This window comes from Streptomyces mangrovisoli (assembly GCF_000974985.2).
Classification (GTDB): Bacteria; Actinomycetota; Actinomycetes; order Streptomycetales; family Streptomycetaceae; genus Streptomyces; species Streptomyces mangrovisoli.
In genome coordinates this window covers 1-18,592 of sequence record NZ_LAVA02000064.1, presented here as the reverse complement: position 1 = coordinate 18,592, position 18,592 = coordinate 1, and the positions used below count along the sequence as shown (strand labels likewise).

The window sequence follows — 18,592 nt, the reverse complement described above, 5'->3', positions numbered from 1 at the left end:
GCGGAGGGGCCGCCACCCGTTCTCGTCCGTCCTCGTCCGTTCTCGTCCGTCCTCGCCTGTACGGCGGCGGCGGCCGCGGGGTGTCGGCTCTGCCGCCCGGTGCGTCAGAACCAGACGAGGGTGCAGACCACGGCCGCCGTCCACGCCGCGGCCAGCAGCGCGGTCAGCGGCCACAGCGGGCGGGCGCGCTCCGCCGGGTCGCTGTCCGCGGTGGGGCGCAGGGCCGGGTCGTCGCGGAGGACCGTCACCTCGGCGGCCAGGGTGTCGTACGGGTGCGTCAGGCCGTAACGGCGCTGGAGCCGGTCCCAGCGGGGCGCGCCGACCTCCCAGGAGCCGTCGTTCCAGCGCAGTTCGACCTGGAAGGCCTCGCGGCGCACCGGCCGGAGGTCGTCCCAGAGGACGTGGGTGTCCTTGCGGAAGCCGTTGATCCAGAGTCCGGTGCGGTCGGCGGTGATCCGCCAGGCCAGATGCCGCGCGCACCGCCCCGCGCCGAACAGTCCCAGCACGAACATCAGGATCTGCTGCCACCGGCCCGCGGCCGAGTCCGTGTAGGTGGCCCAGATCACGCACACCGCCGCCAGGACCATCAGCGCACCCACCAGCCGGTCGACGGCCCCCGCCCGCCAGCTCCGCACCGGTACGGCCGCCATGACGGCCGCCGCCGCCCGCGCCGCCGCCGCGATCCGCGCCTCCTCCCGCGCGGTCCGGGCCACGTCCCGCTTCTCGCGGGCGGCCCGGCGGGCCAGGCTCGCGGACACCAGCGGCTGCACGGGCCCGGTGGACCACTCGACGGACGGCGGGTCACGGGGGTCCGTGGGCGCGCTGACCAGCAGCACCTCGGCGCCGTCGCAGGGCACCCCGTAGAGCACCGCCTCGCGCAGGGGGCCGGGCCGGCCGTCCTCCAGCGCGTCCAGCAGCTCGTTCAGCTCCCGCTCCTCCTCCTCGTCGTCGGCGCCGTCCTCGTCGTCGTGCGCGTTCGTGACGGGGACGGTGAGGAGCGGGCGCAGGGCCGTGACGTCGTCGGCGGCGAAGACCTCCATGTCGAGGTCGGCGCGCTGCCGCACCAGCACCCGCAGCACGGGCACAGGGGCGGCACGCAGCGCGAGGGCCCGGCGGCGGCCCAGCAGGCCGGAGAGCAGGAGGGTGAGCCCGAGCCCGGCCACCAGCCAGCCGACGGAGGCGGAGTCCCGGCGGTCCTCGACGTCGGACCAGAGGCCGTGGGTGGCGACCAGGGCGGCGCCGACGGCCGTCACCACCGCGCCGAAGCCGATGAGGAAGGCGCCACGGGCGGGCCGCCGGTCCCGGTCGGGGGCCGCCACGGTGACGCCGCCGGCCGCCTCGACGGCGAGCCCGCGCTGCCGGACGCGGGCCCGCAGCCGGAGCTCGGCGAGGACCAGCACGCCCACGGCGACCACGAGCGCCACCGCCGTCAGCACGGTGTCCGGGCGCTCGACAGCGACCGCGACGACCAGGGCCGGCGCGGTGAACCGCACCGCCTCGGGCCGCCCGGTCAGCCAGACGAGCTGGAGCGGCAGCAGGGCGGAGACCACGGCGGGCTGCCCGCCGAGCGGGAGCAGCAGGGCGCCGAGCAGGGCGACAAGCACGACGAGCGCCCGGGCCCGCAGCGGCAGCCACCACGGCGGCAGCGCGTCGGTCCAGGCACCCGCCTGCCCGGACTCCCAGGCGCGGCAGTCACCGGGTATCGCGGACGCGGGCAGCCGCAACGGCTCACAGGTATCGGCAGACATCGCTTCCCAGACACTCGGATCACACAGGTGGTTGGACTCGGCCTCGGTGTCCGGGTGGGGCCGTCACGACCAGGGCGGGGGGGCATCGTCCCCGAGAAAGCTGTGCGCGGGCACAGGGTCCGCGCGGGGCCACGGCGGCGGGCTCGCGGGCGGCGCCGCCCTGGCGGCTCCCGGCGCCGCCCGCCCCCTCCCGGGGCACCGGATCGTCCCCACCCGCGGCCCGGTGGCGTGCCGGTCGCGCAGTTCCCCGCGCCCCTTCAGGGGCACCGGACCGGACCCGCCCTCGGCCCGGCGGTGCGCGCAGTTCCCCGCGCCCCCTCCAGGGACACCGGACCGGACCCGCCCGCGACCCCGTCACGACTGAGCGCGCAGTCCCCACGCCCCTTCACCCGCGGCCCGGCGGTGGGCCGGTCGCGCAGTTCCCCGCGCCCCTTCAGGGGCACCGGATCGTCCCCACCCGCGGCCCGGTCGTGGCTGAGCGCGCAGTTCCCCGCGCCGCCTTCAGGGGCGCCGGATCGGCCTCGCTCGCGGGTCGGGTGGCCCGGTGGTGGGCTGAGTGCGTAGTTCCCGCGCCCCTCAGCGGGGCGACGGCCCAACCCCCAAGGGGCGCGGGGAACTGCGCGACCAGCCACGACGCAGCCGCACCCGCCCCCGGACCCGCCCCCGAAGCGGAGCTACACCGCCAGGAGGATCACCAGCAGTACCGCCCCCGCGACGACCGGGCCGATCACCTCGTACGCCCAGCGCGCAGCGACCTCGCCCTGGGCCGATTCCGCCTTCTCCCTGGTCTCCCGCAGCTCGCGCAGGTCGTCGATGACCTGGTCGGTCTCCGAGCGGGTCGGGCCGTCCGCCAGTACGCCGCCGCGCGCACCACGCATGCCGAAGCCGATACCCGTTCCGGTTCCGGTTCCGCCGAGCCAGCCGCCCGGGGAGCGCCCCGCGGCCGCGTCCGCCGCGGCACGCGCCTGGTGCCGGGCCGCCTTCTTCCGGGCCCGCAGCGACACCGGAATGGCCCACAGCTGGTACTTCGCGCCGGACTTCGTGACGGCCTCGTTGGAGTACCCCGAGCGCAGGGAGGCGACCTCGCCCCAGGGCAGCGTGACCACCCGGAAGGGGTTGCGTACGCGCAACCGGTCGGCGCCCGCGAAGACGGCGGGCCGCAGGGTGAACGCGGACACCAGCGGCACCAGCAGGATCATCCCGGCGAGCGCCAGCCACGGCGTGTGGCCGTGGCCCCGGACCAGCGCGTCCACGCCGAGCCACAGGATGAGCGCCAGCAGCAGTACACCGCCGACCATGCCCCAGGGCGAACGGTAGATCCGGTCCTTGGGCTCGGATGCCGGCTGCGGCTCTGGTGACTGGTCTTCCGGGGTCGTCATGGCCTCGATTCTGCCCCATACGGGCGCCGGTGCCCCGAGTCGCCCCGGAGACATCGGCAACAGCCCGGAAGCCGCCCGCGCGGGACGGGGAAACGATCCCTCACGCAGCGCCCTCCGGGCCGGCCCCGCAGCACCCACGCCCCTGAGCGATGACACCTGCGGGCCGGTGGGGCCCCTTCCCGCAGTTCCCCGCGCCCCTTTCGGGGCACGGCTGTGAGGAGCCCTCAAAGGGGCGCGGGGAACTGCGCGAAAGACCCCGCGGCCCCCGTTCCCCCACCTCCCGCAAATCTCCCCGGGCTGTACAGCCGCTACGCGCGTAGATATGCTCGTCTGGTGACCATGCCCACTGCACCCACAGCTCACGCCCTGACGGACGTCACCTCGTCCGACAGCTCGCTGCGCCGGTTCCTTCACGGGCTGCCCGGCGTCGACGCGGTCGGCCTGGAGGCGCGCGCAGCGTCTCTCGGCACCCGTTCCATCAAGACCACCGCGAAGGCGTACGCCATCGATCTCGCCATCTCGATGGTCGACCTGACGACGCTGGAAGGCGCGGACACCCCGGGCAAGGTCCGGGCGCTCGGCGCCAAGGCGGTCCACCCCGACCCGACCGACCGCACGACCCCCGCGACCGCGGCCGTCTGCGTCTACCCCGACATGGTGCCCGCCGCCAAGGAGGCCGTCGCCGGTTCCACGGTGAAGGTCGCCTCGGTCGCCACCGCCTTCCCGGCCGGCCGTGCCGCGCTCGACGTGAAGCTCGCCGACGTGCGCGACGCCGTCTCCGCGGGCGCCGACGAGATCGACATGGTGATCGACCGCGGCGCCTTCCTCGCGGGCCACTACCTGAAGGTCCACGACGAGATCACCGCCGTGAAGGAGGCCTGCGGCGGCTCGGCCCGCCTGAAGGTCATCTTCGAGACCGGCGAGCTGTCGACGTACGACAACATCCGCCGGGCGAGCTGGCTCGGGATGCTGGCGGGCGCCGACTTCATCAAGACGTCGACGGGCAAGGTCGCGGTGAACGCGACCCCCGCGAACACCCTGCTGATGCTGGAGGCCGTGCGCGACTTCCGCGCCCAGACCGGCGTCCAGGTGGGCGTGAAGCCCGCCGGCGGCATCCGCACCTCCAAGGACGCCATCAAGTTCCTCGTCCTGGTCAACGAGACCGTCGGCGAGGACTGGCTGGACAACCACTGGTTCCGGTTCGGCGCCTCCTCGCTGCTGAACGACCTGCTGATGCAGCGTCAGAAGCTGGCCACCGGCCGCTACTCCGGTCCCGACTACGTGACGGTGGACTGATCACCATGGCATCCGCATCCGCATCCGCATTCGAGTACGCGCCCGCCCCCGAGTCCCGCTCGGTCGTCGACATCGCGCCGTCCTACGGCCTGTTCATCGACGGCGAGTTCACCGAGGCCGCGGACGGCAAGGTCTTCAAGACGGTCAGCCCGTCGACCGAGGAGGTCCTCTCCGAGGTCGCGCAGGCCGGTGCCGAGGACGTCGAGCGCGCGGTGAAGGCCGCCCGCAAGGCGTTCGCGTCGTGGTCCGCGCTGCCGGGTTCCGAGCGCGCCAAGTACCTGTTCCGCATCGCGCGGATCATCCAGGAGCGCAGCCGCGAGCTCGCCGTCCTGGAGACGCTGGACAACGGCAAGCCGATCAAGGAGACCCGCGACGCGGACCTCCCGCTGGTCGCCGCGCACTTCTTCTACTACGCGGGCTGGGCGGACAAGCTCGGCCACGCGGGCTACGGCGCGAACCCGAGGCCGCTCGGCGTCGCCGGCCAGGTCATCCCGTGGAACTTCCCGCTGCTGATGCTGGCGTGGAAGATCGCCCCGGCACTCGCGACGGGCAACACGGTCGTGCTGAAGCCGGCCGAGACCACCCCGCTGTCCGCGCTGTTCTTCGCGGACATCTGCCGCCAGGCGGGCCTGCCCAAGGGCGTCGTCAACATCCTTCCCGGGTACGGCGACGCGGGCGCCGCGCTGGTCGCGCACCCGGACGTGAACAAGGTCGCCTTCACCGGCTCCACGGCCGTGGGCAAGGAGATCGCGCGGACCGTCGCGGGCACGCACAAGAAGGTCACCCTCGAACTGGGCGGCAAGGGCGCCAACATCGTCTTCGACGACGCCCCGATCGACCAGGCCGTCGAGGGCATCGTCAACGGCATCTTCTTCAACCAGGGCCAGGTCTGCTGCGCGGGCAGCCGCCTGCTGGTCCAGGAGTCGATCGAGGAGGAGCTGCTGGACTCGCTGAAGCGCCGCCTGTCCACGCTCCGGCTCGGCGACCCGCTGGACAAGAACACCGACATCGGCGCGATCAACTCGGCCGAACAGCTCGCGCGCATCACCTCGCTGGTGGACGCGGGCCAGGCCGAGGGCGCCGAGCGCTGGTCCCCGGCCTGCGAACTGCCGTCCTCCGGCTACTGGTTCGCGCCGACGCTGTTCACCCAGGTCACCCAGGCGCACCGGATCGCCCGGGACGAGATCTTCGGCCCGGTCCTGTCGGTGCTGACCTTCCGCACGCCCGACGAGGCGGTCGCGAAGGCCAACAACACGCCGTACGGCCTGTCGGCGGGCATCTGGACGGAGAAGGGTTCGCGCATCCTGGCGGTCGCGAACAAGCTCCGTGCGGGCGTGATCTGGTCCAACACGTTCAACAAGTTCGACCCCACCTCGCCGTTCGGCGGCTACAAGGAGTCGGGCTTCGGCCGCGAGGGCGGCCGCCACGGCCTGGAGGCTTACCTCGATGTCTGACAAGACCGAGACGGTGGCGCGGCTCTCCGTCTTCAAGACCTACAAGCTGTACGTCGGCGGGAAGTTCCCGCGTTCCGAGAGCGGCCGGGTGTACGAGGTGTCCGACCAGAAGGACAAGTGGCTGGCGAACGCCCCGCTGGCGTCCCGCAAGGACGCCCGGGACGCGGTGGTCGCGGCGCGCAAGGCGTTCGGCGCGTGGTCCGGCGCGACGGCGTACAACCGGGGCCAGATCCTCTACCGCGTCGCGGAGATGCTGGAGGGCCGCCGGGAGCAGTTCGTCCGCGAGGTGGCCGAGGCCGAGGGCCTGTCGAAGTCGAAGGCCGCCGCGCAGGTCGACGCGGCGATCGACCGCTGGGTCTGGTACGCGGGCTGGACCGACAAGATCGCCCAGGTGGTCGGCGGCGGCAACCCGGTGGCGGGCCCGTTCTTCAACCTGTCCTCGCCCGAGCCGACCGGCGTGGTCGCCGTGCTCGCGCCGCAGGAGTCGTCGTTCCTCGGCCTGGTGTCGGTGATCGCCCCGGTGATCGCCACCGGCAACACGGCGATCGTGATCGCGAGCGAGAAGTCCCCGCTGCCCGCGCTGTCGCTGGGCGAGGTGCTGGCCACCTCCGACCTGCCCGGCGGCGTGGTCAACGTCCTGTCCGGGCGTACGGCGGAGATCGCGGCGCCGCTCGCGGCGCACCAGGACGTCAACGCGATCGACCTCACCGGCGCCGACGAGACGCTGGCGACGGAGTTGGAGGTCGCGGCGGCCGACAACCTCAAGCGCGTGCTTCGTCCACAGCCTGTGGACAACGCGGGCTGGTCGGCGGACCCGGGGACCGGCCGCATGACGGCGTTCCTGGAGACGAAGACGGTCTGGCACCCGACGGGCTCGCTCGGGGCGTCCGGCTCGGCGTACTGACGCCGTCGCGCGCACCGGCATCCGAGCACGCCGGGCACACCCGTGTCCGAGCGTGCCGGGCGCGCGGTCACCCTTTTCACCGGCCGGTCCCGGTGCCCCCCGCGGGGCACCGGGACCGGCCGGTGCCGTATGCCGTCCCAGGCGGCCTCGGAGGGCCCCAGGGGGTCCAAGGCGGCCTCGGGCGCCCGCGTGGGGCCCGAGGATGACTGCTCAGGCTCCCGTCGCCCCCAGCACCTGCCCCAGCACCGGCACGCTGCCCAGCGACGGCGCCTCCGCCAGCGGCGCGGTCAGGGTCCGCGTGGCGATCGGCTGGAAGTCGGCGATCTGGGTGCCCAGACCGTTGTCCAGCGGGTCGACGCCGGTGCCCGCGAGCGGGTTGGGCTTGAGGCCGGCCACCGGCCCGGTGATGTAGCGCACCGAACCGGTCAGCGCCGCAAGGCCGTTCTGCGGGTCGATCTGCCCGAGCGAGGTGGGCCGGCTCGGCACCTCGACGATCGGCGCCGTGGCCGCGGAGGCCGCCGTGGCGCCCGCGCCCAGGGCCACGGACGCGGTCGCGAGGGCGACGAGGGCGCGCTGGGCGGTGGGGTGCGGGGAGGACGCGTGTCGTGCCATGTCTGGTGCCACCTTCTGGTGCGCTGGGTAAGCGGATGGACACGAAGGGTAGTTGAGGGGCGGGGCGGGTTCCAAAGTCGACCCGCGCGGCCCGTCTGGGCATGTGACGCGCACTGCAAAGGCCGCCCGAGGGGTCGTTCGCCTCCCGTTCATGCCGCACACTGGTGTTCCGTGAGCTCCCATCCACCCCTACCGACACGAGTCGTGCTGCTCTGCGGCCCCTCCGGCTCCGGCAAGTCCCTCCTCGCGGCCCGCGCCGGTCTTCCGGTGCTGCGGCTCGACGACTTCTACAAGGAGGGCGACGACCCGACGCTGCCGCAGGTTCTGGGAAGCTCCGACATCGACTGGGACCACCCCGAGTCGTGGGACGCGGACGCGGCGATCGCCGCCATCACCGACCTGTGCCGTACGGGCCGTACGCACATCCCGGTCTACGACCTCTCGCTCAGCGCCCGCACCGGCGAGGAACTGGTCGACATCGGCCCGACCCCGCTGTTCGTCGCGGAGGGCATCTTCGCCGCGGAGATCGTCGCCCGCTGCCGTGATCTCGGCGTGCTGGCCGACGCGCTGTGCCTGAGCCGCGGGCCGGTGACCACCTTCCGCCGCCGCTTCCTGCGCGATCTGCGCGAGGGCCGCAAGTCGGTGCCGTTCCTGCTGCGGCGCGGCTGGCGCCTGATGCGGGCCGAGCGCTCGATCGTGGCCCGGCAGTCGGCGCTCGGCGCCCATGCCTGCGACCGGGACGAGGCGATGGCCAGGCTGGCGGCGGCCGCGGGCCGCTCCCCGCAGTCCCTGAGCCCGGCGCCGTCACAGGCGTGACACCCCTGCGCACGCGACACGCGACGCGGGCGCACACAGCAGACAGCAGACAGCAGCGGGACTGGATGGACCCCCCGGCCCTCCAGTCCCGCTTCCTTGTGCGTCCCCCCAGGTGGTGCTCCCCCGCGTTCCCCCGTGGTGGTGCTCCCCCTTTGTTACCGCCCCCGTGAGGCGCTCCCCCGAGCGCCCCGTCCCCCGTGTCCCCCCACAACCCTCAGGCCACAAGCTCCCCGAAGGCGTTCTCCTCGTCACGGCCGAAGCTGAGGACCTCGTCCTCGCGCAGCCGGCGCAGCGAGCGCCAGATGCTGGACTTCACCGTGCCGACACTGATGTCGAGTATCTCCGCGATCTCCGGGTCGGTGCGGCCCTCGTAGTAGCGCAGGACCAGCATCGTGCGCTGGAGTTCGGGCAGCCGGGCGAGCGCCTGCCACAGGACGGCGCGCAGTTCGGTGCCGCGCATCGCGTCCGTGTCACCGGGCGTCTCCGGCAGTTCCTCGGTCGGGTACTCGTTCAGCTTGCGGCGGCGCCACGCGCTGATGTGCAGGTTGGTCATGGTCCGCCGCAGGTATCCCCCGACGGCGGCCTTGTCGCTGATCCGCTCCCACGCCCGGTAGGTCGAGAACAGCGCGCTCTGCAGCAGGTCCTCGGCCTCGAAGCGGTCGCCGGTCAGGTGGTAGGCGGTTGCGTACAGGGAGGCGCGACGCTCCTGGACGTAGGCGGTGAACTCCGCCTCCGTCAGCGAACGGCGCTCCCCCGAGGCCTCCCCGTACGCGGTTCCCCCGTGTGCTTCCCCCGTGTTCGCGTCAACCACCGTCATGCGCGGTGCGAGAGACACCTGCGCATGAGCGGTGTGCTGACGCCCGGTACCGCGTGAGCACCCCCGCCCTCCCACGGCACCGGACTTCTCCGCGACCCGGTTCACGTCGTGGAGGCGCGTGACCACAGCGCCGGTGCTGTTGCCGTGCAGCGTGTTCATCTCGCGCCCCCGTCGTGGACTTCCGGTCGTTTCCCCGCTCCCGGCCGTGGTTCCCTGCCGGTGCGAAAAAGCTTGCCGTCCGACCTTCATGGCGGTGTCCGCCGACTGTCACAGACCTGTCACAGGGGTCGGCGACAGTGTCGGCACAGGCCGCCCACAAGGGGCGCCGCTACGCCCGCGGCGTCCCGTCCGCCGCCGCATCGGTGCGGAATAACCGCACGTCGGGGGCGTGTTGGGTAGCGCGCCCGGCTCCGGGGGCGCCCACAGGTCGAACCGCACCCCCTCCATGGGCCAGAATGACACCCGTGCCTTCCCTGTTGCTGATCGAGGACGACGACGCCATCCGTACGGCCCTGGAGCTCTCACTGACGCGCCAGGGACACCGTGTGGCCACCGCTGCCACCGGTGAGGACGGTCTGAAGCTGCTGCGCGAGCAGCGGCCGGACCTGATCGTGCTGGACGTGATGCTGCCCGGCATCGACGGGTTCGAGGTGTGCCGCCGTATCCGGCGCACCGACCAGCTGCCGATCATTCTGCTGACCGCGCGCAACGACGACATCGACGTCGTGGTGGGCCTGGAGTCCGGCGCGGACGACTATGTCGTCAAGCCCGTCCAGGGCCGCGTGCTCGACGCCCGCATCCGTGCGGTGCTGCGCCGCGGCGAGCGGGAGTCCAGCGACTCGGCGACCTTCGGCAACGTCGTCATCGACCGTTCCGCGATGACGGTCACCAAGAACGGCGAGGACCTCCAGCTGACCCCGACCGAGCTGCGGCTGCTGCTGGAACTGAGCCGCCGGCCCGGACAGGCGCTGTCCCGGCAGCAGTTGCTGCGGCTGGTGTGGGAGCACGACTACCTCGGCGACTCCCGGCTCGTCGACGCCTGCGTGCAGCGGCTGCGCGCCAAGGTGGAGGACGTGCCCTCCTCGCCGACGCTGATCCGCACCGTGCGCGGCGTCGGTTACCGCCTGGACGCGCCTCAGTGACCGACGGGCAAGGGGGGCTGCGCGGCTGGGCCGCGGAGCGCAAGGGAGCCCTGTCGCGGCTCAGGTTCACCAGTCTGCGGCTGCGGCTGGTCGTGGTGTTCGGGCTGGTCGCGCTGACCGCCGCGGTGTCCGCGTCGGGGATCGCGTACTGGCTCAACCGCGAGGCGGTGCTCACCCGCACCCAGGACGCGGTGCTGCGGGACTTCCAGCAGGAGATGCAGAACCGGGCCGGCGCGCTGCCGGTCCGTCCCACGCAGGCCGAACTCCAGCGCACCGCGGGGCAGATGGCCAACAGCAGCCAGCGCTTCAGCGTGCTGCTGGTCGCGCAGGACGGGAACGGCACCACCGTCTACGGCTCCTCGGGCGGGCTCAACGGCTTCGCCCTGGAGGACGTGCCGAAGGCGCTGCGTACGGCGGTCGACCGCAGGCAGCCGACGGACGACGCCGACTCGTCGCCGTACCACCTGTACTGGCAGCGGATCGTGGACCACGGTACGCCCTATCTGGTGTCCGGCACCCGGGTGATCGGGGGCGGGCCGACCGGTTACATGCTCAAGTCCCTGGAGCCGGAGGCCAAGGACCTGAACTCGCTGGCCTGGTCGCTGGGGATCGCGACCGGGCTCGCGCTGATCGGCTCGGCGCTGCTCGCGCAGGCGGCCGCGACCACCGTGCTGAAGCCCGTGCACCGCCTGGGCGTTGCCGCGCGCAGGCTCGGCGAGGGCCGGCTCGACACCCGGCTGCGGGTCTCCGGCACCGACGAACTCGCCGATCTGTCACGGACGTTCAACCACGCGGCGGAGGCGCTGGAGCATCGCGTCGACGAGATGGCCGCGCGCGACGAGGCCTCCCGGCGGTTCGTCGCCGACATGAGCCACGAGCTGCGCACCCCGCTGACCGCGATCACCGCGGTGACCGAGATCCTCGAGGAGGAGCTGGAGTCGGAGACGGGCAGCATCGATCCGATGATCGAGCCCGCGGTACGGCTCGTGGTCAGCGAGACCCGGCGGCTGAACGACCTCGTCGAGAACCTGATGGAGGTCACCCGGTTCGACGCGGGCACCGCCCGGCTGGTCCTCGACGACGTCGACATCGCCGACCAGATCACCGCCTGCATCGACGCCCGCGCCTGGCTCGACGCGGTCGAACTGGACGCGGAACGCGGTCTGCACGCGCGGCTCGACCCGCGGCGCCTGGACGTGATCCTCGCCAACCTGATCGGCAACGCGCTCAAGCACGGCGGCTCCCCGGTCCGGGTCTCGGTGCGGGAGGCGGACGACTGGCTGGTCATCGAGGTGCAGGACCACGGTCCGGGCATCCCCGAGGACGTACTGCCGCATGTCTTCGACCGGTTCTACAAGGCGAGCGCGTCCCGGCCGCGTTCGGAGGGCAGCGGGCTCGGGCTGTCGATCGCCATGGAGAACGCGCACATCCACGGCGGCGAGATCACCGCGGCCAACGCGGCCGAGGGCGGTGCCGTGTTCACCCTGCGGCTGCCGCGGGGCCTCGCCGAACCCGCGCAGGACGAGGCCGAGGAGCCGGACGGCGGCGCGCCCTCCTCGGCGGCGCCCACGTCGTCGGCGGCGGACACGTCACCGGCGGTGCCGGGGCCGACGGCGGCCAGGCCGGCGCCCAAGTCGTCGAAGAAGGACGTGCGATGAGGCTACGGCGACCGCGTGCGGCGGGGTCCCGGCGGCGGCTTCTGGCGCTGCCCGCGCTCGGGCTGCTGCTGACCGGGCTGACCGGCTGCGGCATCCGCGCCACCCAGGTGCCCACCGACTTCGGCGCGGCGCCGTCCCGGGTGCCCTGCTCGCTGACCGAGCCGGACCCGGCGGCGCAGACCGCGAACGGGGTGCCGGTGCAGGTCTTCCTGCTGTGCGGGTCGTCGCTGGTGACCGTGGACCGGACGGTGCGGGTGCCGGACGCCACGGCGGACGCGCAGCGCCGGGTGCTGGTCGCGCAGGGGCTGCTCGACCAGCTCGCCGAGTCGCCGTCGTCGAGCGAGCAGGCGGCCGGGTACTCCACCGACGTGCGCGGCGGGATGGCGGTGAGCGGGCCGCGCGGCCGGGACCCGGAGGACACGCTGCGGCTGAGCACGGCGCCGCAGGACCTCACGTCGTACGCCCTCTCGCAGATCGTGTGCACCTTCTCCGACTCCGCGGCGGCCGAGGGCGACGGCTCGGTGATCCTGGGCGGGCCCGGCGCGGACGGGCTGCGGCGTTACGCGTGCACGGACGAGGTGCGGTCCCGGCCGGGCAGCAAGCAGCCGCCGTCGACCGCGGTCACGGCGGGCTGACCGCGGGTCCACTGCGGGACCCGGGCTGACCGCGGGTCCACGGCGGGACGGGGACAGGACGGGCGCCGGGCGCGGGAGGGCCGGTGGCCGGACGGCGGCGGGACGGGCTCCGGACGGGGCGGGCCCATGGCTGGACCGGGGGCCGGACGGCGGCGGGACGGGGGCGCGGGCGTGTGGCGAGGGCCTCACTCCGGTACCCGCGCGGGTCCCGGAACCGATCGTGCCGGTCGGAGCGTCTTGGGGGGCGTGCAGCGTCAAGGCTCCATCGGCGGCAGCGCCGCGATCCGCATCCGTGTGACCGGAGGTGTCCTCCTCGTCGCCCATCTCGCGTTCGTCGCCTGGGTCATGCTGCGGCCCCTGGACGTCCCCTGGGTGACGCCGGCCAATCTGCGGCCGTTCGCCACCGTGCGGGCGGATCTGGCGCTGGGCTGGCCCCGGGCCGCGTGCCGGATCGGCTCCGGACTCGGACTGCTGGCCCCGCTCGGGGTGCTGATACCGATGGCGCACGGCAGGCTCGACGCCTCGCCGTTCGGTTCGCTGATCCGTACGGCGACCGCGGGCGCGCTGATCTCGCTGGGCGTCACCCTGCTCCAGACCGGTGTGCCGGGCCGGGTCGCGGACGTGGACACGCTGCTGCTGAACACCGTCGGGGTGGCGCTGGCCCATCTGGCCGTGGTGCCCGCGACCCGGTCCCGGCTGCGCCGCAGGGGCGTACGCGAGCCGCTGCCGGACGCCCTTCCCGCGGAGGAGGCGGCTCAGGGTCGCACCCCGACGATTCCCAGGGTCGGGATCGCCCCGTAGAGCGACGATTCGTCCGGTCGCGCTGCGTAGCGTGGAACGCGGATGAGGGGCCGACCGGGCCGCCTCGCACCGACGTTCATGAAGGAGCCGACCATGGCCGCGCTTGTCCGCCCCCGCGAAGGCCGCATGATCGGCGGAGTGTGTGCCGCGCTGGCCCAGCGCTTCGGCACCTCCGCCACCACGATGCGGGTGCTCTTCGTGCTGTCCTGCCTGCTGCCGGGGCCGCAGTTCCTGCTCTACATCGCCCTGTGGATCCTGTTCCCGGCCGAAGGCGGCAGCCGTACCGCCTGGTGAACCACCGGGGACGCCGCCGGCCGCTCCCCTCGCTCTCGTACGCCGTCGGGGCGCACCCCTGCTTCCAGGGGTGCGCCCCGACGGCGCATGGGGGTCGGATGCGGCTCAGCCCAGCGGGACGCCGTTGACCGGCAGGCCGTGCGTGGGCAGGCCCTTCAGGGGCAGTCCGCCGAGCAGACCGGCGACGGGCGCGGTCGGGCCGTCGGCGAGCACCTTCTGGACGGCCGGCTGGGCGGCGGTCAGGCCGGCCCCCACCGCGCTCTGCCCCTGGGCGACGGCCTCGCCCGCGCCGGGCAGCGCCTGGGCGACGTTCTCCGCGGGCAGCGTCCGGGTGACGGTGTCCAGTGCCTGGCTGGTGTCCGGGAGCGCGGCGGCGTTCGCGGCGCCGGCACCGGCGGCGGCGAAGGCGGCACCGAGCGCGGCGACACCGAGGGTCTTGGCAGCAGACTGCTTCATAGAACGCGTCCTTGGGTGGGTGACGGGGACTGGGCGGTCCACGACCGTAAACACCCGCGGGACCGTCCGCAAACATCGAAATGCGGCGGAGTCGTGAACGCTCCGCCGCATCCGGACGCCGACGTCAGCCCAGCTCAGCGGCAGAACCGCTGGTGGAGGCGGTCTGCTTGAACAGCCATTCGGATTTCAGCTCGGCATAGCCGGGCTTCACCACGTCATTGATCATGGCCAGTCGTTCATCGAAAGGAATGAACGCTGATTTCATCGCATTGACGGAGAACCACTGCATGTCGTCGAGCGTGTAACCGAACGCGTCGACCAGGCGCTCGAATTCGCGGCTCATGCTGGTCTGGGACATCAGACGGTTGTCGGTGTTGACCGTGGCGCGGAAGTGCAGCCGGCGCAGCAGCCCGATGGGATGCTCGGCGAAGGAGGAGGCGGCGCCGGTCTGGAGGTTGGAGCTCGGGCAGAGCTCCAGCGGGATGCGCTTGTCGCGGACGTAGGAGGCGAGCCGTCCGAGCTTGACCGAGCCGTCCTCGTGGACCTGGATGTCGTCGATGATGCGCACCCCGTGCCCGAGCCGGTCGGCGCCGCACCACTGCAACGCCTGCCAGATGGACGGCAGTCCGAACGCCTCGCCGGCATGGATGGTGAAGTGGTTGTTCTCCCGCTTGAGGTACTCGAAGGCGTCGAGGTGCCGGGTGGGCGGGTGGCCCGCCTCCGCGCCCGCGATGTCGAAGCCGACGACGCCGAGATCCCGGTAGCGGTTGGCGAGTTCGGCGATCTCCAGGGCGCGGGCGGCGTGCCGCATCGCGGTGAGCAGGGCTCCGACCCGGATGCGCCGGCCGTCCTCGCGGGCCAGCGCCTCACCCTGCCGGAAGCCCTCGTTGACGGCCTCGACGACCTCCTCCAGACTCAGCCCGCCCTCCAGGTGCTGCTCGGGGGCGTAGCGCACCTCGGCGTAGACGACGCCGTCCTCGGCGAGGTCCTCGGCGCACTCGCGGGCGACCCGCACCAGGGCGTCGTGGGTCTGCATCACGGCGACGGTGTGCGAGAAGGTCTCCAGATAGCGTTCCAGCGAACCGGAGTCGGCGGCCTCGCGGAACCAGACCCCGAGCCGGTCGGGATCGGTCTCGGGGAGCTGGGAGTAGCCCTGTTCCAGGGCGAGTTCGACGATGGTCCCCGGGCGGAGGCCGCCGTCGAGGTGGTCGTGCAGCAGAACCTTCGGCGCCCGGCGGATCTGGTCCGGCGTCGGGGTGGTGGTGGTCTGGCTCGTCATTTCCGCACTCTAACTCCTACGCGCGTAGATCGCTCGGTGTACACCACGGCCGATACGTAACGGTGACCGCACGGCAGGGTGGCGTACACCGCTGCTTCTGACACTGTTCTGTCATGGCACAGCAAGCGACGCCGGCGCGCACGGCCCGGCTGGGGAGGGCCCTCGGAGCGGAACCGACGGCGGTCAGCGGCGTGGTGCTGCTGCTCCCGCCCGGCGACGAGGTCTCCGTACGCAGGCCGTCCCCCGTCCTCGCGACGTCTCTCGTACGGTCGTTGGGGCGCCGGTTCGCACGCGCGGGCCGCGACGAGGAGCTCGCCGCGCATGTCGTCCACTACCGCTACCGCGGCTGGAACGGCAGCGAGGCCCATCTCGCGCACGACGCCGGCTGGGCGGTGGAGGAGGCGGTACGACGCTACGGCGACGTGCCCGTCTGCCTGGTCGGCGTGGACATGGGCGGCCGGGCGGCACTGCGCGCGGCCGGCCACGAGGCCGTCAACTCCGTGGTCGCGATCGCCCCTTGGCTGCCCGAGGAGGACGTCGCGGCACCGCCCGAACCGGTGAAACAACTGGTGGGGCGGCGGGTGCTGGTGGTGCACGGCACCAACGACGAACGCACCGACCCCGAACTGTCCTTCCGGCTCGCCGCACGGGCGAAGAAGGCCAACCGGGACGTGTGCCGGTTCGAAGTGCACGCGGACGGGCACGGGTTGCACCAGTACCGCGGGGAAGTGCTGGCTCTCGCGGAGGACTTCGTGATGGGGGCGCTCTTCGGCCGTTCCCTCTCCCGCCCGGTGCACGACGCCCTCGCGGCCCCGCCCCCGCTCGGGCTGCGGATGCCGCTGGCGGCGGGGTTCGGGAAATCGTTGCGGCGGTAGGCGGGGGGCCGCCTGCGGACACGGAGCCCGGCGGCACGGCGGACGGCGGGCGGCAGGCGGCGGACGGCGGACGGCGGACGGCTCAGGGCAGCAGGTTCCCCCGTCGGGACAGCAGGAACTTCTTGAAGGCGGCGACCGGCGGGGTGTCCGGGTGACCGTCCAGCCACGCCACGCCGATCTCGCGCACCGCCCGCGGTGCCGTGACCGTCAGCTCGGCGACGCCGGGCCGCGGGAGGACGGGCGGCGGCAGCAGCGCCACGCCGAGGCCCGCCGCCACCAGGCCGCGCAGGGTCTCCGCCTCCTCGCCCTCGAACGCCACCCGCGGGGTGAAGCCGGCCTCCCGGCACAGGGCGTCGGTGATGCGGCGCAGGCCGTAGCCCGGCTCCAGCGTCACGAAGGTCTCCTCGGCGGCCTCGGCGAGCCGGATGCGCCGGCGGGCGGCGAGCGGATGGTCGGCGGGCACGACCAGGCGCAGCTTCTGCTCGTCGAGGCGGCGGGCCACCAGATCCGGCTCGTCGGGCACCGGCGAGGTCAGGCAGAGGTCGAGGTCGCCCGCGCGCAGGCCCTCCAGCATCGCCTCGCCGTAGTTCTGCACGAGGCTGAAACGGACGCCCGGGTGGTCGGCGCGGAACGCCTGGAGCAGCCCGGGGACGGTCTCGGCACCCATGGTGTGCAGAAAGCCGAAGGCGACCTTTCCGGTGGCGGGGTCGGCGTCGGCGCGCACCTCCTCGGCGGCCCGCTCGATCTCGGCGAGGGCCCGTTCGGCGGAGGCGAGGAAGGTACGGCCGGCCGGGGTGAGGGAGACGGTGCGGCCACGCCGGGCGAACAGTTCCACGCCGAGGTCCTGTTCGAGCCGGACCATCGCCCGGGACAGCGTGGACTGCGGCACCCGGGTCTCCTGCGCGGCCCGGGTGACGTGCTCGGTCCGGGCCACCGCCGCGAAGTAGGCGATCCGCGGGGCCAGCAGCCGGACCAGGTCCGCCATGTCTTCTGTGTCACTGGACGGTGACAGCCGCGGCTGTGACCTCTGCTCATGCACCATGGGAACGATTATGGCGATTCCATGCATTGGACGGATGAGGGCCGCCGTCCTTAGTTTCGTGGCATGTCTCCCGCCAGTACCGGGGCGCCCGCCGCCGTGGGCGCCACAGCGTCCGTCCCCGCCCCCGACTCGACCGCCCCCGACTCCCGTATGGCCCCCGGCAGCCCCGGCTACCGCCGGATGAGCTTCGCGCTCTTCCTCGCCGGTGTCGCGACCTTCGCGCTGCTGTACTCCACCCAGGCCCTGCTGCCGCTGATCTCCGGCGGCTTCGGGGTCTCGGCGAGCGAGGCGAGCTGGACCGTGGCGGCCGCGACGGGCGGCCTCGCGCTGTTCGTGCTGCCGATGAGCGCGCTGTCGGAGCGGTTCGGGCGCCGCACGGTGATGACGGCCAGCCTGGCGGTCGCCGTGTCGGTCGGACTGCTGGTGCCCTTCGCCCCGTCGATCGGCGCGCTGGTGGTGCTGCGCGCGCTGCAGGGTGCCGCGCTGGCCGGGCTGCCGGCGTCGGCGACCGCGTATCTCGCGGAGGAGGTCCGGCCCAAGGCGCTGGTGACCGCGATCGGGCTGTTCGTGGCGGGCAACAGCGTCGGCGGGATGAGCGGGCGGGTCGTCACCGGCTGGGTGGCCCAGGCGTGGGGCTGGCGGGTCGCCGTCGCGGTGATCGGTCTGGTCGCGGTGGGGTGCGCGGTGGCGTTCCGGCTGCTGCTGCCGGCCCCGCGGCACTTCACGGCGGGCTCGCTGCGGCCGCGGGTGCTGGCCGGCACGGTCCGCGACCACCTCTCGAACCCGCTGCTGCGCCGCCTGTACGCGATCGGCGCGCTGTTCATGACGGTGTTCGGCGGCGTGTACACGGTGATCGGCTACCGGCTGACGGAGGCGCCGTTCGGGCTGCCGCAGGGCATCGTGGGCTCGATCTTCCTGGTGTACCTGGTCGGTACGGTCTCGGCGTCGACGTCGGGCCGCCTGGTGGGCCGGCTCGGCCGCCGGGGCGCGCTGTACCTGGCGGGCACCACCACGGCGGCGGGCCTGCTTCTGTCCCTGGCCGGCACCCTGCCGCTGGTCCTGCTGGGCCTGGTCCTGATCACGGCGGGCTTCTTCGCCGGCCACGCGGTGGCGTCCTCCGCGGTCGGCCGCACTGCCACCCACGGCCGGGCGCAGGCCGCGGCGCTCTACCAGTCGGCGTACTACATCGGCTCCAGCGTCGGCAGCACGGTGGGGGCGCTGGCCTTCCACGCGCGCGGCTGGTCCGGGACGGTGGGCGTGGGCCTGCTCGCGGTGGTCGGCGTCATGACGATCACCCTCCTCGGCACCCGGGCGGCGCGCCTTGCCGCGGCCCCGCGGACGGTCCCGGCCCACTGACACCGCGCCTGCGCCACCCCCGCCGCCC

The 18,592-nt window shown here is 73.4% G+C and carries 18 protein-coding genes; 11 read left to right on the top strand and 7 right to left on the bottom strand.

What is annotated here, in order from left to right:
• Positions 1 to 104 precede the first annotated feature (104 nt).
• Positions 105 to 1,748: a hypothetical protein gene (locus WN71_RS25050; RefSeq protein WP_046584903.1), complete on the bottom strand. Its 1,644-nt coding sequence runs from the start codon at positions 1,746 to 1,748 to the stop codon at positions 105 to 107.
• 674 nt (positions 1,749 to 2,422) lie between these two features.
• Positions 2,423 to 3,127, bottom strand: a complete 705-nt coding sequence (locus WN71_RS25045) for a PH domain-containing protein (protein ID WP_046584902.1) — start codon at positions 3,125 to 3,127, stop codon at positions 2,423 to 2,425.
• Positions 3,128 to 3,466: 339 nt separating this feature from the next.
• Between WN71_RS25045 and deoC the strand changes: the two genes are divergently transcribed.
• The 3 genes from deoC to WN71_RS25030 are packed head-to-tail and all read left to right on the top strand — an operon-like array spanning position 3,467 to position 6,781.
• Positions 3,467 to 4,423 carry a deoxyribose-phosphate aldolase gene (gene deoC, locus WN71_RS25040; protein ID WP_046584901.1) on the top strand — a complete coding sequence of 319 codons (957 nt, stop codon included), beginning with the start codon at positions 3,467 to 3,469 and terminating at the stop codon, positions 4,421 to 4,423.
• A gap of 5 nt (positions 4,424 to 4,428) precedes the next feature.
• The gene (locus WN71_RS25035) at positions 4,429 to 5,877 is read left to right on the top strand and encodes an aldehyde dehydrogenase family protein (protein ID WP_046584900.1); all 1,449 of its coding nucleotides are present in this window, start codon (positions 4,429 to 4,431) and stop codon (positions 5,875 to 5,877) included.
• The gene (locus tag WN71_RS25030; protein WP_046584899.1) at positions 5,870 to 6,781 is read left to right on the top strand and encodes an aldehyde dehydrogenase family protein; all 912 of its coding nucleotides are present in this window, start codon (positions 5,870 to 5,872) and stop codon (positions 6,779 to 6,781) included. The genes WN71_RS25035 and WN71_RS25030 overlap by 8 nt, the downstream gene beginning before the upstream one ends.
• A gap of 210 nt (positions 6,782 to 6,991) precedes the next feature.
• Here WN71_RS25030 and WN71_RS25025 read toward each other — a convergent pair whose 3' ends face one another.
• Positions 6,992 to 7,393, bottom strand: coding sequence for a hypothetical protein (locus tag WN71_RS25025; RefSeq protein ID WP_046584898.1), 402 nt, complete (start codon positions 7,391 to 7,393; stop codon positions 6,992 to 6,994).
• A 171-nt stretch (positions 7,394 to 7,564) separates the two neighbouring features.
• Here WN71_RS25025 and WN71_RS25020 point away from each other — a divergent pair, with 171 nt between their 5' ends.
• The gene (locus WN71_RS25020; RefSeq protein ID WP_079178086.1) at positions 7,565 to 8,209 is read left to right on the top strand and encodes a uridine kinase family protein; all 645 of its coding nucleotides are present in this window, start codon (positions 7,565 to 7,567) and stop codon (positions 8,207 to 8,209) included.
• Between the two features lie 214 nt (positions 8,210 to 8,423).
• Here the strand turns inward: WN71_RS25020 and WN71_RS25015 are convergent, their stop codons facing one another.
• Positions 8,424 to 9,185 (bottom strand): SigE family RNA polymerase sigma factor, encoded by a 762-nt coding sequence (locus WN71_RS25015; protein ID WP_046584896.1) that lies wholly within the window; start codon positions 9,183 to 9,185, stop codon positions 8,424 to 8,426.
• Positions 9,186 to 9,490: 305 nt separating this feature from the next.
• On the opposite strand from WN71_RS25015, the gene afsQ1 reads away from it, so the two are divergent.
• The 5 genes from afsQ1 to WN71_RS24990 all read left to right on the top strand — a co-directional run bounded on the left by afsQ1 (position 9,491) and on the right by WN71_RS24990 (position 13,556).
• Entirely contained in the window at positions 9,491 to 10,168 is a 678-nt protein-coding gene (gene afsQ1 / locus WN71_RS25010) for a two-component system response regulator AfsQ1 (protein WP_046584895.1), read from the top strand.
• The gene (locus tag WN71_RS25005) at positions 10,165 to 11,826 is read left to right on the top strand and encodes a sensor histidine kinase (RefSeq protein ID WP_046584894.1); all 1,662 of its coding nucleotides are present in this window, start codon (positions 10,165 to 10,167) and stop codon (positions 11,824 to 11,826) included. Before afsQ1 ends, WN71_RS25005 begins: the two co-directional genes overlap by 4 nt.
• Complete coding sequence (locus WN71_RS25000) at positions 11,823 to 12,461, top strand: hypothetical protein (RefSeq protein WP_046584893.1); 639 nt, start codon at positions 11,823 to 11,825, stop codon at positions 12,459 to 12,461. The genes WN71_RS25005 and WN71_RS25000 overlap by 4 nt, the downstream gene beginning before the upstream one ends.
• 246 nt (positions 12,462 to 12,707) lie before the next feature.
• On the top strand, positions 12,708 to 13,262 hold the full coding sequence (locus tag WN71_RS24995; protein WP_046584892.1) for a VanZ family protein: 555 nt from the start codon (positions 12,708 to 12,710) through the stop codon (positions 13,260 to 13,262).
• A gap of 93 nt (positions 13,263 to 13,355) precedes the next feature.
• Positions 13,356 to 13,556 carry a PspC domain-containing protein gene (locus WN71_RS24990; RefSeq protein ID WP_046584952.1) on the top strand — a complete coding sequence of 67 codons (201 nt, stop codon included), beginning with the start codon at positions 13,356 to 13,358 and terminating at the stop codon, positions 13,554 to 13,556.
• A 105-nt stretch (positions 13,557 to 13,661) separates the two neighbouring features.
• On the opposite strand, the gene WN71_RS24985 is transcribed toward WN71_RS24990, so the two are convergent.
• A complete protein-coding gene (locus tag WN71_RS24985; RefSeq protein ID WP_046584891.1) occupies positions 13,662 to 14,012 on the bottom strand; it encodes a hypothetical protein in 351 nt (116 codons plus the stop codon).
• Between the two features lie 124 nt (positions 14,013 to 14,136).
• Complete coding sequence (locus tag WN71_RS24980; protein WP_046584890.1) at positions 14,137 to 15,291, bottom strand: adenosine deaminase; 1,155 nt, start codon at positions 15,289 to 15,291, stop codon at positions 14,137 to 14,139.
• A 113-nt stretch (positions 15,292 to 15,404) separates the two neighbouring features.
• Between WN71_RS24980 and WN71_RS24975 the strand changes: the two genes are divergently transcribed.
• The gene (locus WN71_RS24975) at positions 15,405 to 16,166 is read left to right on the top strand and encodes a dienelactone hydrolase family protein (protein WP_046584889.1); all 762 of its coding nucleotides are present in this window, start codon (positions 15,405 to 15,407) and stop codon (positions 16,164 to 16,166) included.
• Positions 16,167 to 16,248: 82 nt separating this feature from the next.
• On the opposite strand, the gene WN71_RS24970 is transcribed toward WN71_RS24975, so the two are convergent.
• Positions 16,249 to 17,208 (bottom strand): LysR family transcriptional regulator, encoded by a 960-nt coding sequence (locus WN71_RS24970; protein ID WP_046584888.1) that lies wholly within the window; start codon positions 17,206 to 17,208, stop codon positions 16,249 to 16,251.
• Positions 17,209 to 17,271: 63 nt separating this feature from the next.
• On the opposite strand from WN71_RS24970, the gene WN71_RS24965 reads away from it, so the two are divergent.
• Positions 17,272 to 18,564 (top strand): MFS transporter, encoded by a 1,293-nt coding sequence (locus WN71_RS24965; RefSeq protein ID WP_046584887.1) that lies wholly within the window; start codon positions 17,272 to 17,274, stop codon positions 18,562 to 18,564.
• Positions 18,565 to 18,592: the final 28 nt, after the last annotated feature.